At 35.7% G+C, this 12,657-nt stretch carries 13 protein-coding genes and 2 pseudogenes; 5 read left to right on the forward strand and 10 right to left on the reverse strand.

Going from position 1 to position 12,657, the window contains the following annotated elements; all coding sequences use genetic code 11:
• Positions 1-264: 264 nt before the first annotated feature.
• Complete coding sequence (gene ltrA / locus Bandiella_RS07110) at positions 265-1,416, forward strand: group II intron reverse transcriptase/maturase (RefSeq protein ID WP_323733435.1); 1,152 nt, start codon at positions 265-267, stop codon at positions 1,414-1,416.
• Here ltrA (Bandiella_RS07110) and ltrA (Bandiella_RS07650) read toward each other — a convergent pair.
• From ltrA (Bandiella_RS07650) to Bandiella_RS07115, 3 genes and pseudogenes are all read right to left on the reverse strand, one after another.
• Positions 1,377-2,204: pseudogene (gene ltrA / locus Bandiella_RS07650) on the reverse strand (group II intron reverse transcriptase/maturase); the annotation flags it as partial. The gene ltrA (Bandiella_RS07110) and the pseudogene ltrA (Bandiella_RS07650) sit on opposite strands and share 40 nt — an antisense overlap.
• Complete coding sequence (locus Bandiella_RS07655) at positions 2,197-2,577, reverse strand: IS1 family transposase (RefSeq protein WP_407651267.1); 381 nt, start codon at positions 2,575-2,577, stop codon at positions 2,197-2,199. The gene Bandiella_RS07655 and the pseudogene ltrA (Bandiella_RS07650), both read right to left, overlap by 8 nt.
• Positions 2,490-2,915 (reverse strand): IS1/IS1595 family N-terminal zinc-binding domain-containing protein, encoded by a 426-nt coding sequence (locus Bandiella_RS07115; protein ID WP_323732659.1) that lies wholly within the window; start codon positions 2,913-2,915, stop codon positions 2,490-2,492. Before Bandiella_RS07115 ends, Bandiella_RS07655 begins: the two co-directional genes overlap by 88 nt.
• A gap of 530 nt (positions 2,916-3,445) precedes the next feature.
• Here Bandiella_RS07115 and Bandiella_RS07660 point away from each other — a divergent pair.
• Positions 3,446-3,784: pseudogene (locus tag Bandiella_RS07660) on the forward strand (DDE-type integrase/transposase/recombinase); the annotation flags it as partial.
• Here Bandiella_RS07660 and Bandiella_RS07125 read toward each other — a convergent pair.
• Together Bandiella_RS07125 and Bandiella_RS07130 are read right to left on the reverse strand one after the other, a co-directional pair.
• Positions 3,763-4,143, reverse strand: coding sequence for an IS1 family transposase (locus tag Bandiella_RS07125; RefSeq protein ID WP_323733416.1), 381 nt, complete (start codon positions 4,141-4,143; stop codon positions 3,763-3,765). The pseudogene Bandiella_RS07660 and the gene Bandiella_RS07125 overlap by 22 nt on opposite strands.
• On the reverse strand, positions 4,047-4,520 hold the full coding sequence (locus Bandiella_RS07130) for an IS1/IS1595 family N-terminal zinc-binding domain-containing protein (RefSeq protein WP_323733142.1): 474 nt from the start codon (positions 4,518-4,520) through the stop codon (positions 4,047-4,049). Before Bandiella_RS07130 ends, Bandiella_RS07125 begins: the two co-directional genes overlap by 97 nt.
• A gap of 303 nt (positions 4,521-4,823) precedes the next feature.
• On the opposite strand from Bandiella_RS07130, the gene Bandiella_RS07135 reads away from it, so the two are divergent.
• The gene (locus Bandiella_RS07135; RefSeq protein WP_323733436.1) at positions 4,824-4,955 is read left to right on the forward strand and encodes a hypothetical protein; all 132 of its coding nucleotides are present in this window, start codon (positions 4,824-4,826) and stop codon (positions 4,953-4,955) included.
• Positions 4,956-5,154: 199 nt separating this feature from the next.
• Here the strand turns inward: Bandiella_RS07135 and Bandiella_RS07140 are convergent, their stop codons facing one another.
• Positions 5,155-7,089 (reverse strand): hypothetical protein, encoded by a 1,935-nt coding sequence (locus Bandiella_RS07140; protein WP_323733437.1) that lies wholly within the window; start codon positions 7,087-7,089, stop codon positions 5,155-5,157.
• A gap of 702 nt (positions 7,090-7,791) precedes the next feature.
• On the opposite strand from Bandiella_RS07140, the gene Bandiella_RS07145 reads away from it, so the two are divergent.
• Entirely contained in the window at positions 7,792-8,829 is a 1,038-nt protein-coding gene (locus tag Bandiella_RS07145) for a Fic family protein (RefSeq protein ID WP_323733479.1), read from the forward strand.
• A gap of 315 nt (positions 8,830-9,144) precedes the next feature.
• On the opposite strand, the gene Bandiella_RS07150 is transcribed toward Bandiella_RS07145, so the two are convergent.
• From Bandiella_RS07150 to Bandiella_RS07160, 3 genes are all read right to left on the reverse strand, one after another.
• Positions 9,145-9,465, reverse strand: a complete 321-nt coding sequence (locus tag Bandiella_RS07150; protein WP_323733438.1) for a hypothetical protein — start codon at positions 9,463-9,465, stop codon at positions 9,145-9,147.
• 69 nt (positions 9,466-9,534) lie between these two features.
• Positions 9,535-9,690 carry a hypothetical protein gene (locus Bandiella_RS07155; protein ID WP_323733439.1) on the reverse strand — a complete coding sequence of 52 codons (156 nt, stop codon included), beginning with the start codon at positions 9,688-9,690 and terminating at the stop codon, positions 9,535-9,537.
• Between the two features lie 246 nt (positions 9,691-9,936).
• Complete coding sequence (locus Bandiella_RS07160) at positions 9,937-10,377, reverse strand: hypothetical protein (RefSeq protein WP_323733440.1); 441 nt, start codon at positions 10,375-10,377, stop codon at positions 9,937-9,939.
• Between the two features lie 382 nt (positions 10,378-10,759).
• On the opposite strand from Bandiella_RS07160, the gene Bandiella_RS07165 reads away from it, so the two are divergent.
• Positions 10,760-11,641, forward strand: coding sequence for an Rpn family recombination-promoting nuclease/putative transposase (locus Bandiella_RS07165; RefSeq protein WP_323733441.1), 882 nt, complete (start codon positions 10,760-10,762; stop codon positions 11,639-11,641).
• 610 nt (positions 11,642-12,251) lie between these two features.
• Here the strand turns inward: Bandiella_RS07165 and Bandiella_RS07170 are convergent.
• A complete protein-coding gene (locus Bandiella_RS07170) occupies positions 12,252-12,629 on the reverse strand; it encodes a hypothetical protein (RefSeq protein WP_323733442.1) in 378 nt (125 codons plus the stop codon).
• Positions 12,630-12,657: the final 28 nt, after the last annotated feature.

Below are 12,657 nucleotides of genomic sequence, written 5' to 3' on the forward strand. Positions count from 1 at the left end.
AACTGGGCAACCTAGCATTAACTGGAATAGCCCGCCTCTATGCGGAAGTGTATAGCGGTAAACCAAGTTCAGCCTTATGGAGGTCTTGCATCTTACCCCGGGAGGCCTTTTATCTAGCTTGAGTATAAGCTACTTTGCTAGCAATAGTAGAGGACAGGATAAAAGGAGTCAGCAGAAGGCATAGTACTTAAGAGAATCGGTACCTCTCTTGAGGAAGGCCTGAATTAGATTTGTTAGGTACTGGAATTTTAATTTTGGAGTTATATGGTAGCAAAAGATAGCAATACCATCCACGGATCAAATAGTGAAGGCAGTACTGGAGCTGTTGATCATGAGGCGCATAGAGTAACTTCAGCAATTAGAATACCCCAGGACCTTGCAAAAGATGTAATTGGGGATGTAGTTAAAACTGCAAATCTCAAAAGTGCCTTTAAAGCAGTAAAACGCAATAAAGGTGCACCTGGTATCGATAAAAGAACTATCAATGAAGTACAAGAGTCCTTAGATGAGATTATCCAAGAGCTCCAATCTTCAGTTATCAACGGTAAATATACTCCTTCCTGTGTTAGAGGAGTACAAATACCCAAGCCTAATGGTAAAACCCGTTTGCTTGGCATACCTACAGTAATTGATAGAATGGTGCAGCAAGCTATAGTTCAAGTTTTATCACCTTTGTTTGATCCACACTTTTCGGACAATAGCTATGGATTTAGACCTAAGCGTTCTGCGCAAGGCGCTATGTCCAAAGCTAAAGAATTTGTAAAGTCTGGTAAATCATGGGTGGTGGATATGGACATAGAAGCTTTCTTTGATAACGTCAATCATGACATTTTAATGTCTCTAATTGCACGCTCTATCTCTGATAAGAAGCTCTTAAAGCTGATTAGATCGTTCTTAAACGCAGGCATGATGCAAAATGGCTTAATGAGCAAGAGAGACCTAGGGACCCCACAGGGTGGACCGCTCTCCCCTCTTCTAAGCAATATCTTGCTTCATGAACTTGATAGAGAGCTTCATTTACGTAAGCACTCTTTCGTCAGATACGCTGATGATTGTAACATTTATGTTACTTCTAAGAATGCTGCACAGAGAGTACTTACATCTATAACGAAGTTTCTTAACAGTAAGCTCAAACTTAAAGTTAATCTTACTAAAAGTGCTACTAGCTCTGTTCAAGACCGTAAATTCCTTGGATTTACATTGTTAACAGATGGCTCTGCTATTATTGCTAGAGAATCTATATCTCTCTTCAAAGATAAGGTTCGCCTTATCACCAAAAGAAGTAGAGGTGTTAAATTTGATACAATAATCAGAGAGTTAAATTTAGTAAGATTAACTTTAAGTTTGAGCTTACTGTTAAGAAACTTCGTTATAGATGTAAGTACTCTCTGTGCAGCATTCTTAGAAGTAACATAAATGTTACAATCATCAGCGTATCTGACGAAAGAGTGCTTACGTAAATGAAGCTCTCTATCAAGTTCATGAAGCAAGATATTGCTTAGAAGAGGGGAGAGCGGTCCACCCTGTGGGGTCCCTAGGTCTCTCTTGCTCATTAAGCCATTTTGCATCATGCCTGCGTTTAAGAACGATCTAATCAGCTTTAAGAGCTTCTTATCAGAGATAGAGCGTGCAATTAGAGACATTAAAATGTCATGATTGACGTTATCAAAGAAAGCTTCTATGTCCATATCCACCACCCATGATTTACCAGACTTTACAAATTCTTTAGCTTTGGACATAGCGCCTTGCGCAGAACGCTTAGGTCTAAATCCATAGCTATTGTCCGAAAAGTGTGGATCAAACAAAGGTGATAAAACTTGAACTATAGCTTGCTGCACCATTCTATCAATTACTGTAGGTATGCCAAGCAAACGGGTTTTACCATTAGGCTTGGGTATTTGTACTCCTCTAACACAGGAAGGAGTATATTTACCGTTGATAACTGAAGATTGGAGCTCTTGGATAATCTCATCTAAGGACTCTTGTACTTCATTGATAGTTCTTTTATCGATACCAGGTGCACCTTTATTGCGTTTTACTGCTTTAAAGGCACTTTTGAGATTTGCAGTTTTAACTACATCCCCAATTACATCTTTTGCAAGGTCCTGGGGTATTCTAATTGCTGAAGTTACTCTATGCGCCTCATGATCAACAGCTCCAGTACTGCCTTCACTATTTGATCCGTGGAGGGAGTGTTCATAAATAGATAGAAAGAGCTAAAGCTTTGTTAAAAAATAAAACAAGGGATAATCTTAGCATTTCAGAACACTTGCTAAAGCGTTTAGTCTTGCGATTTAATCTAGCAAGCATATCCCTTAAGGAGGAATTGAAGCTCTCAACCAAACAAGTTTCAGACTTTGTCTGCAGATGTATTTGAGCAATTTTATAATGACAATAGACCTCATACCCATCTGTACACATATAACGAATTTGGTATTTTTCTCCTAGCTCACGAGCTAAATCTACGTAATTTTCTTTATCACCTGAACCTACTTTAAACGCAACAGTTTTGAATCTGTCCCTATCGACAGCAGTCCATATTCTTGTTTTATTCTCTTTTTTTTGACGTATGTATATAGCTCATCCATCTCTAATATCTCTATACGCCTCTTATCTCCCTCTATCTTTTGATTCGTCACCATCTCATCTACTACTTTCCCTGCTTGTTTGATCCAATAAAATACTGTACTTAACGGGATATTTAATATGTGAGCTATCCTCCTAATTCCGCAGTTATTTAGATACATCTTTATCACCATGCTCCTCTCTTTATTACCATATTTCCAATTCTTCCTACCATCTCCTTCTGTAAAGTTTTTATTACAACTCTTACATTTGTATCTCTGCTTTTTCCTTGCATATCCATTTTTTGATACCCCTTTCCCTTTGCAATATTTACATTCTATTTTCTCCATTTTTCCCTTTCTTTTTTTTCCTTCCCTCTCCTTATATCACATTCTTTTCTTCTTTCCTATCCCTTTTAAAACACTCCCTCCGTGGATGGTATTGCTATCTTTTGCTACCATATAACTCCAAAATTAAAATTCCAGTACCTAACAAATCTAATTCAGGCCTTCCTCAAGAGAGGTACCGATTCTCTTAAGTACTATGCCTTCTGCTGACTCCTTTTATCCTGTCCTCTACTATTGCTAGCAAAGTAGCTTATACTCAAGCTAGATAAAAGGCCTCCCGGGGTAAGATGCAAGACCTCCATAAGGCTGAACTTGGTTTACCGCTATACACTTCCGCATAGAGGCGGGCTATTCCAGTTAATGCTAGGTTGCCCAGTTATAACGGCCTACTACCAAGTTTCTGTTCGTTTCAGCCTTACTTTGCCGTCAGCTTCCTTCAGCCAACTCCTCACGAAGTTAACCTTGCCTCAGCTAATGGACCGCTCTATCTCAGCCCATAAGGGACTTGAACCCTTTGCTCTTACCTCATGCCCGGCGCACATTCAGTACCCAGAGTAATCGTGACAGATAAATTAAAAAGCTATACCAAACCTATAAAAGAAATGTGCCCTAAAACAGAGCATAGGCGCCATAAAGGATTAAATAATAGGGTTGAAAATGCACACCAACCAACACGCAGGAAAGAGAAATGCCTAATAAAATTCAAATCTCCTTCTGGGGTACAGCAAACTCTTTCTTTGATGGGAAAAATAAGGAACATATTTTCAGTAGATGTGGGCAGGTATATTAACAGTTCTAGCAAGCAAAAAGAAATGTTTTTCGAAGCTAAATCTATTTGGGATCACGCCGCTCAATCCATAGCTGCTGCATAATTTTCAAAAAGATGCTCTGTCACGCCCTTACCTCCATTAACTTGACGGTGCCGTACCCAGAGCTTAATCGTAAGATCGACAACTTCTTCAGATTTTGAAACTACCTTTGTTTTTCTGGTCATTCTTGCAATTCTGTGCCTTGTGTTTGAGTTATTGGACTCAATTGAGAGTGTATGTTGTTTGCCAACAACATGTTGATGGCGAGGTATAACCTCTGAATAAACAGACCAATCGTCTGTGTAATAACTGCAATTATCTCTACTTATGATTTTCCACAATTTTCTAAAGGTTGTAACGTTACGCTTACCAACCACCCAGGCAACAACTCTCTTGAGCTCCCTACTATAGGCTTTCCATATCCATAATTTGTTTTTTTTGAATCTACAAAATGCCACATCTCATCTATTTCAACTTCTCTCAATTCTTCCGGCACTGTTGGTCTTGGTATCTTTTTAGCATACAGTATTATCCACTTATATACGCTAGTATGAGCTACTTTAAATAATTTCCCTAGCCATCTAAAGCTACTTTTTTCCATGCTGTACAATAACACTGCCAGAGCCTTCATCTCTGGCGAACAGCCTCTTAATTTAGTGCTTGTAAAATTACATCCACACTCTTTGCATTTATACCTTTGCATACCCCTAATATTACCATTCTTAACGTATTTACTGCTACTGCATTTTTTACACTCTGTATTCATATTTCTATTTTCTTTGTTGCTCGCTATATTCATTTTAGCATCTCATCTATCTTATGGCAACACTCCCAAAACGTTTAACGGTTCTTACTGCCTAAGCTCATAAAATCACGCTTCGCAGAATCAATAAAAAGCTAAAAATTACCATATCCCACCTCAAAGAAATCTTTTGAATTCTTGGGGAAACCAATTTTTTGTTAATTTTTTTAGACCATGGTCCAAACTTCCTTAAATCAAACCATCACATTTATCCTTATTTTATCTTTCAACGCTCCCAGAAAAGAGAAATGCTTGATAAAGTTCAAATCTTTTTCTGGAGTACAGCAGACTCTGTCTTTGATGGTAAAAATAAGAAACATATTTTTAGTAGATGTGGGCAGGTATATTAACAGTTCTAGCAAGCAAAAAGAAATGTTTTTCAATGCTAAATCTATTTGGGATCATGCTGCTCAATCGATAGCTGCTGCCTAATTTTTAAGGGTAAGGGTTGTATTATGACCATATTCCCATTAACTTGACGGCGCCGCTATTTTAAAGGCAGCGTCAAGTTAATTTATTTTCTAACCATAGTTGCCAGAACAACTTAAATATTGTTCAATTTATCTGCGGTCTGGGCATTTAAGAGCTATAAATTTTTGTTTTTTCAGTTAACTTAAGTGTGCCATAGCGATCAGTATTGTTCATCATATTCAGTATAAACGCAGTTATAAATTGAGCAGTCATCTAATAATTCAGATTGTATAGGATAAGAAGAGAATGCATACCCCTTATTATGATTACCATCTACAGAGCTACCTTGTGGGAAAGGAATGCCTCCGTTTGTCTCAAAAATATATTCAACACCACTTTCTGGATCTCCGTTCAACCAGCGCATAACCACATGAGAAATCGATAAATCGTCCGTATCAGCTTTTAAGACAGACTTGGCTTTTATTGTTTTTTGACCAAGATCATTTGGAAAAAACGAATAAACTCCAAGGCCTTTAGCATTAAATCCAGAGGCATCTGAAGTTATATACAAAGATGGACAAACTTGTTCTTTCTGAATATAGGTAGAATCTGGCACAGTACAATCTACCGTTGCGCCATCAGATGGCATAAAATATGGTAACTCTGATTGATAAAATTTGATCTTACCGTTCTTGCCTAGCCATATAGTTTGATAATCATTAAAGTGCTCAATAAATAAACCATTCATTTGCACATCATTGCCAATCACTATAAGGCCGTGCTTACAATAATTTATGTCAAATGGAATCTGAAGTGATTGTTTATCATGATCAGCTCTCCACAACCATAAATTTTCGCCAATAACGCTATCTGAGTTGATCTTAACGCACGCATAAGCAGATGGCGAAGCCTGTGCATCATCTATTCTTGCGATCCGACAATATATATCTTGCAACGTTGTCGGGTTTATTGAAGAACCATGATACTGCTGACCTACATTAAGTAATATGTTATCAGGGTTAGACGAAGAGCCATACACCCCAGCATCAAAAGTCATGCCAGCTATATGAGCACCTTCACTTCCTAGATCCATACATTTACCAGAATCACTTTGACACACTAAAGAGGGTAATCCTAATCCTAATACCACCTTGTCGTTTGGTATATTGAGTACACCTTGTATGTTGTATATGCCAGGCATTATTATAAGTCCAGGTGCGCCACCGGCAATTTCCGCATTTATTACTTGCACCTTATCTTTACTAACTATTGTTGGAGATGTATCATTATCTAGCGATAGAACTACAAAGCTATTTGCATCTTTTTTGCCAGATGCAATCTGTACACTCCAATTGCCTTGGTCAAATATAATTCTTGGAATTTGCAGAATAATATCATCATTAATTTGTGTAAACGGATACCCATCCCATAAATTTTTTGTAGATATGTCTCCATCACCAAATGTTGTACCATGATTATTATGAGATACAATATTCCATACCCCAGCTTGCAACTGTCCAAAATTTGAATTTGCAACGTAGAACTGTTGTTGTGACCCTAGTATTATATTAGATACATACATCTTACTAATAAAGCCACCACTAGTAAATCCACAATCACCACCAAGGCCCCAATCGCACATTAAAATATCATTACCGATTATTTTAACATCTCTTATAGGCGATGCCTGTGAGACTGCAAAACGCAGTGGCGCGCCAAGCCTAGAGACATCAAGCGTAATATCAGAAATGCTACGCCAAAAGTTATCAAGCCCGCCCGGCGCCTTGCAGTTTGCATCTCCAACTTTCTCGCAGTTATTTAGCACATTGATGCCAGGAGCAATCCGAACGTCTGAGGCCCCATCTGCTACGCCAACAACTTGCGTATAATACCCGAGCTTAAACTGATCTGACATCTCGTAGTTACCACCTGCAACTAATATTGCATACCTTTTATTAGACCATTCATTAGTTTCTCCGTGCCTCATAGTACTTTGAGGGCCACCAATCTGAAAGCCGAGCGAATAAAGAGATGTGCCGTCAGAATCAGAAATAAAGTACGCCCCACTAGGGCAGTTTTCTGGTAAACAATCGGTGGGGATTTTTAATAATTCAGAAAATTTTTTACTTAAAGAAGTTTCTTGTTTAGAATACATAGAAGAAAGTACAATTTGTTATACTGTTGTAAAAACAATACTGAATTTATAACTAATAACAAGAACTTTGTTGCATAAATAAAAAGGAAGAAAAAATAGACTCAGGACTTTCGCACATCAGGCAGAAAAAGCAGTATAAGGTTTACGCCAAAGGCTTTGCTGAAAGCCTTGTAAAGGCTCATTTTCAGCTGGTATATGGTCATTTTTCTGGAAATTCATTTTTCCCTATAACGATTGTTTCTGATTTCTGATTTTATATCACTTTTTTCATCTTTTTGCGAAAGTCTTGCTATAGTCATTTAGGAATCCCATAAATTTAAAGCACAACATTTCTTAGGTCAACAAAACGAAGCAAAATTATCACTATTAATTTTAAACATTATGAAAGGTATTGGAATGCCTCATACTGTCAGTATTGCCTAAAAAATACTGAGTGATACATAGATGCTGTATTTATGCAACAAAGTTGTTTGGATCCATAAGGTATCTTATCGGATGCAATATTAAAATGCAATTTGCCAACCAAAAATACATTTCTAATTGCCAAATGTATTTATTTGCAATATACTTCGTTTATAATATGTAAAATGTATTTTCAGTAGAAACAATGCAATACGGGTCCCATAAAGTAACAATTTTTAATAATGAAGAAGTTAAGGCTTATACCCCCCTAATTTAGAAGAAATTCTTCAACATATTAATATTGACTCAAATCGAGTAGGTAAAGTAAGTTATGCTTTAGGAAAGCTTGATGCAATATGCGATGTATTGCCGGAAACTAATTTATTCATTTATCTTTATGTAAGAAAAGAAGCATTGTTATCTTCTCAAATAGAAGGAACGCAAAGTTCATTAATCGATGTTTTTTTATATGAGAACTATAAAGTGTCTACAACTCCAATTTATGATGTGGAAGAAGTTACAAATTACATTAAAGCACTAAATAAAGGATTGTCATTACTTAATAATAATGAATTGCCTTTATGCAATAGGCTACTAAAAACATTGCATAAAATTCTAATGCAAGGTGTTAGAGGAGAAAATAAATCTCCTGGTGAATTCAGAAAATCTCAAAACTGGATAGGAGGCACGAGACCAGGTAATGCAACTTTTGTGCCTCCACCATCTGAATATGTTGAGAAACTTATGAGTGATCTGGAAAAATTTATACATAAACAGAATATCTCTCCTTTAATAAAAATTGCTCTACTACACGCACAGTTTGAAACTATTCATCCTTTTTTAGATGGTAATGGTAGATTAGGGCGTTTGCTTATAACTCTTCTGTTACATGAATATAAAATGATTAGAGCTCCCATAGTATATCTAAGTTATTATCTTAAATCTAAGCAAAATGAGTACTATAGGTGTCTTCAAAATTTCAGGGGAACGCAAAATGGAGTTATAGAATGGACAAACTTCTTTTTAGATGCATTAGAACATAGTGCGACAGATGCTTTTAATAAAGCAATAAAGTTAGAAAGATTAATTAAAAACGATACACTAAATCTCAAAGAAAAAGGCAACTCACATAAAGTAGCGCTCAGCATTTTTGATATAATGAAAAAACAGCCGATAGTTTCAATGCCAGACTTAGCTCATAAAATAAATGTAACACTCCATACCGTTATTAGAGCTATAAAGCAGTTAGAAGAGTTGGAATTAGTAAAAGAGATTACAGATAAGAAAAGTAAAAGGTTATATAGTTATAATAAATATATCCATATCTTAAATGAATGATCCTAGGTAGTGTCGTCATGAGATTTTAAGCCAAAAAGATAAACATCTAATCTGAATTGCGGCAAGAAAAAGAAGTTGGATTTTTGGCTCTGTCGCATCTGTAAATAAGGAGTAAAAGTTTTCAAATAATTTATATATTATCCATTAAGCAGCTAGGGAAGTGTAACAGAAAAAGTGTTATCAAAGGTTATTAGAGGTGAGCATAGAGGATTTCCAATTAGAGTTCCAATCATTGCTAGAAATAGCAGCACGTAACTTTAGCAAAGGCTCAACCCCCTCTTTAGACCATCGCATGTGCTGTTGGCCTTTGCAGCGTTAATTGATTAAACTTTCGACTGTAGATTCCGCAAGATTACTGGTAAAAACAAGCCCTTGCTCCTGGCGTTTCTGGTAGTTGACGATTTTATCTGAATTATTATTCAAATAAGTTTTTAGTTTTTTTAATTGATCTCGGTATTTTGGAGGTATCTCTTCTATTAAATTTGATAATTTTGATAGAGCTTTGTCCGCATTGCCATGCCATAAATGCCATTTTATTTTGATTAATTTATCTTTGTATTTTTCTGGCAATGAAATATTCTGTATTTTCATTGATAAATGAAACCAATCCAATATACACAAAGTCGATGCTGCCAAGGGCTTCAGTGCTTCTATTATTTACCAACAATTCGCAGCTCCATCACAGAGGGCTGTAACCTTTGTAGTTTATGACAATCCTTCTTTTAAAGCCGCAACAATGGTTTGAGATATCATCTGCTCTTGCCCAGTTGCAGAAGCTGCACAATGCTTGCTGGTTAATGTATTACGTGTGTCCGTGCTATTAGAAACCATAGCTTCTGGACGATATATAACTGCTGTCATCGCCTCAAAGCTTCGCTTATCACTTTCAATATTTTGGATATGTCCGCCATCTACATTAATTATAGCTAAATCGCGATAAAAGAGTTATAATAGAGGTAGGTATATAACAGATGAAATAATAAGAAATGTATAGATTGCAAATGAGAAAGAAAATGGGCTCATGCTAAAGCTATAAGAAGAAGAGAAAATTGCCATATTTTTGAGCTTTTCAATACTTTGATTTATAACTTTTTTATCCCGATTTGGCTATATCAGTTCTTCTGCAGGATGAGCTTTAACAATCTCCTTCTCCTCATGGCACAATTTTTCTACTGCTGCACCCACACTCTCCACAGTGCACTTAACACGATCATGATTATTAATCCGTCGTCTATTCCTTGAAAATTGCTCAAATATTTTCTCGCTTTCTCTAAAACTATGCTCTGCTCCTAATTCTGCTTGCAACCTCTTCAAATCTCCAGATATTGAACCCCCTATCAGGCTTTTTACCGTAGAACTAGTTTCATATTTGCACTTTTTACATCTATATCTGGCTATTTTTAATTTATGATCGCTGAATACGTCATGATATTGCGATTCTCTTTCTCCGTTTTTAACTAATTTATTGCTACATTTTGGGCATTCCATATCTTCTACAAACAGCTCTTTTTGTTCATTAATTAGCTCTTCCTGTATTTTTCCTATCAAATCTATTTACTCTTTATGGCTGAACCCTAAATTAAACACATCTCTTACCTTCTCCACTTTCCCTTCTGTTAATACGATTCGTTTTACATCATTCTTCCCCTCGTAACTTTCGAATACTACTCTATAACTTCTCATAAATTTCTTGTTTTCATTTATGACAAAACTATAGATTATTTCTGATCCCATCTCACTCTATTTGTCACACTTCATATCGATGACTTTGGAATATCGCCTAGTTCTGCGATTGAATCTTGCAAGTGACTTGTTTATGCAACAAAGTTACTTGCTACTAGTAAAAATACTATTGCTGAAATTAAGAAAAATCATATGTTTGGTAAAATACATAGTAATGTTTCTATAAAACAAAATATACAGGTATCACATGACTATAGTTAAATATTTAAATCCTCGAAATGATGTTGCTTTTAAAAGAATCTTTGGTACTGAAAAAAATAAAGATATTCTAGTACATTTTTTAAATGACATTATTGTCTCTAAAGATATGAAACCTATTAAGGAGGTTTCTATTATTGATCCTAATTTGCATCCTGATATTAAATATGAAAAACGTTCTGTTGTGGATGTATTATGCGAGGATGAAGATGGCATTAAGTATATAGTAGAAATGCAGGTTGCAAAAGTAGCTGGCTTTGAGAAAAGAGCTCAATATTATGCAGCAAGAGCATATACTGCTCAACATGACAAAGGCGAAGCTTATGTTAACCTTAAGAAGGTTTTCTTCTTAGCTATAACAGAATATGTAATGTTTCCTAAAAAGAAACATTACAAATGTGATCATTGGATATTAGATAAAGATACTCATGAGAGAGATCTAAAAGACTTTTCTTTTACTTTTCTTGAGTTACCTAAGTTCAATAAAAAAATAGATGAGCTAAAAACATATGAAGACAAATGGTGTTATTTCTTTAAACATGCTGATGACCCTGATGATGTTACAGAACTACTGACTAAGAGTAATGAAGTTATGAAAAAAGCTTATGAAGAATTAAAAGCATATAACTGGACTAAGAAAGAGCTAGTATCCTACGAAGCTGCTGAGAAAGTGGCTATGGATTTAAAAGCTAGAGAGCAATATGTTGAGCATGAGGCTAGAGAAAAAGCTCTTGCAGAAGGTATGGAAAAAGGTAGAGAAGAAGAGAAAATAAAAATTGCAAAAAACCTTATCTCTAAAAAACTAGATGATAAATTAATATCTGAATCAACTGGCTTATCTTTAGAAAAAATTCACAACCTTAAAAAATAAATCTAAATAGTGTCGTCATGAGATTTTAAGCCAAAGAGATAAAGGAAGTGTAACAGAAAAAGTGTTATCAAAGGTTATTAGAGGTGAGCATAGAGGATTTCCAATTAGAGCTCCAATCATTGCTAGAAATAGCAGCACGTAACTTTAGCAAAGGCTCAACCCCCTCTTTAGACCATCGCATGTGCTGTTGGCCTTTGCAGCGTTAATTGATTAAACTTTCGACTGTAGATTCCGCAAGATTACTGGTAAAAACAAGCCCTTGCTCCTGGCGTTTCTGGTAGTTGACGATTTTATCTGAATTATTATTCAAATAAGTTTTTAGTTTTTTTAATTGATCTCGGTATTTTGGAGGTATCTCTTCTATTAAATTTGATAATTTTGATAGAGCTTTGTCCGCATTGCCATGCCATAAATGCCATTTTATTTTGAAATGACATTCTCCTCGGAGCAAGCTCCGAGGTATCAAAACAGCTTCAACTGACCCGAATGTATTTGTTTATACCCAGAAATACCTTGGTTTTCTTATTGGTTCTGTCGCATCTGTTAATTTTTGAAATAAAAAGTAAAAATTAAGAATTTCTAACCCCAGGTTTTTCACACTTTGAAATTTTCACTTTTTGCACTGAATTTTCACAGATGCGACAGAGCCATAATTCTTTGTATCTTTTATATCATCAACAGATGACTGAATCACATGACTAATCCCCTTTAACTCCGCCTCTTTAGCTGTAACAATATCTTCGATAGAAAAGGCAGATAAAAGCTTCTCTGCCACCTCAATAGATTCTATATCAATATCCTTTAATTTTTTACCTAAAGTTAATTCCATTTTTGCTATGATATTTTTTATCTTCTCAAATTCCCTATCATCTATTCTTGATATTCTTAACTCTACCCCCTTGCCCTCTAACCATACTAATAATGACTTAATATCCTCTACTTTCTTATTGTCTATTTCCAAAATATCAATAAACTGGTTCTGTCGCATTTGTTGAAAGGGATAAGAATCTTTGATA

Source organism: Candidatus Bandiella woodruffii, assembly GCF_034359465.1.
GTDB lineage: Bacteria > Pseudomonadota > Alphaproteobacteria > Rickettsiales > Midichloriaceae > NDG2.

What these genes read in the sequence shown, in the direction of transcription:
- ltrA (WP_323733435.1), top strand. Translation starts at nt 265, where the DNA reads ATGGTAGCAAAAGATAGCAATACCATCCACGGATCAAATAGTGAAGGC.
- Bandiella_RS07115 (WP_323732659.1), bottom strand. Translation starts at nt 2,915, where the DNA reads ATGGAGAAAATAGAATGTAAATATTGCAAAGGGAAAGGGGTATCAAAA.
- Bandiella_RS07130 (WP_323733142.1), bottom strand. Translation starts at nt 4,520, where the DNA reads ATGAATATAGCGAGCAACAAAGAAAATAGAAATATGAATACAGAGTGT.
- Bandiella_RS07135 (WP_323733436.1), top strand. Translation starts at nt 4,824, where the DNA reads ATGGTAAAAATAAGAAACATATTTTTAGTAGATGTGGGCAGGTATATT.
- Bandiella_RS07140 (WP_323733437.1), bottom strand. Translation starts at nt 7,089, where the DNA reads ATGTATTCTAAACAAGAAACTTCTTTAAGTAAAAAATTTTCTGAATTA.
- Bandiella_RS07155 (WP_323733439.1), bottom strand. Translation starts at nt 9,690, where the DNA reads ATGACAGCAGTTATATATCGTCCAGAAGCTATGGTTTCTAATAGCACG.
- Bandiella_RS07165 (WP_323733441.1), top strand. Translation starts at nt 10,760, where the DNA reads ATGACTATAGTTAAATATTTAAATCCTCGAAATGATGTTGCTTTTAAA.
- Bandiella_RS07170 (WP_323733442.1), bottom strand. Translation starts at nt 12,629, where the DNA reads ATGCGACAGAACCAGTTTATTGATATTTTGGAAATAGACAATAAGAAA.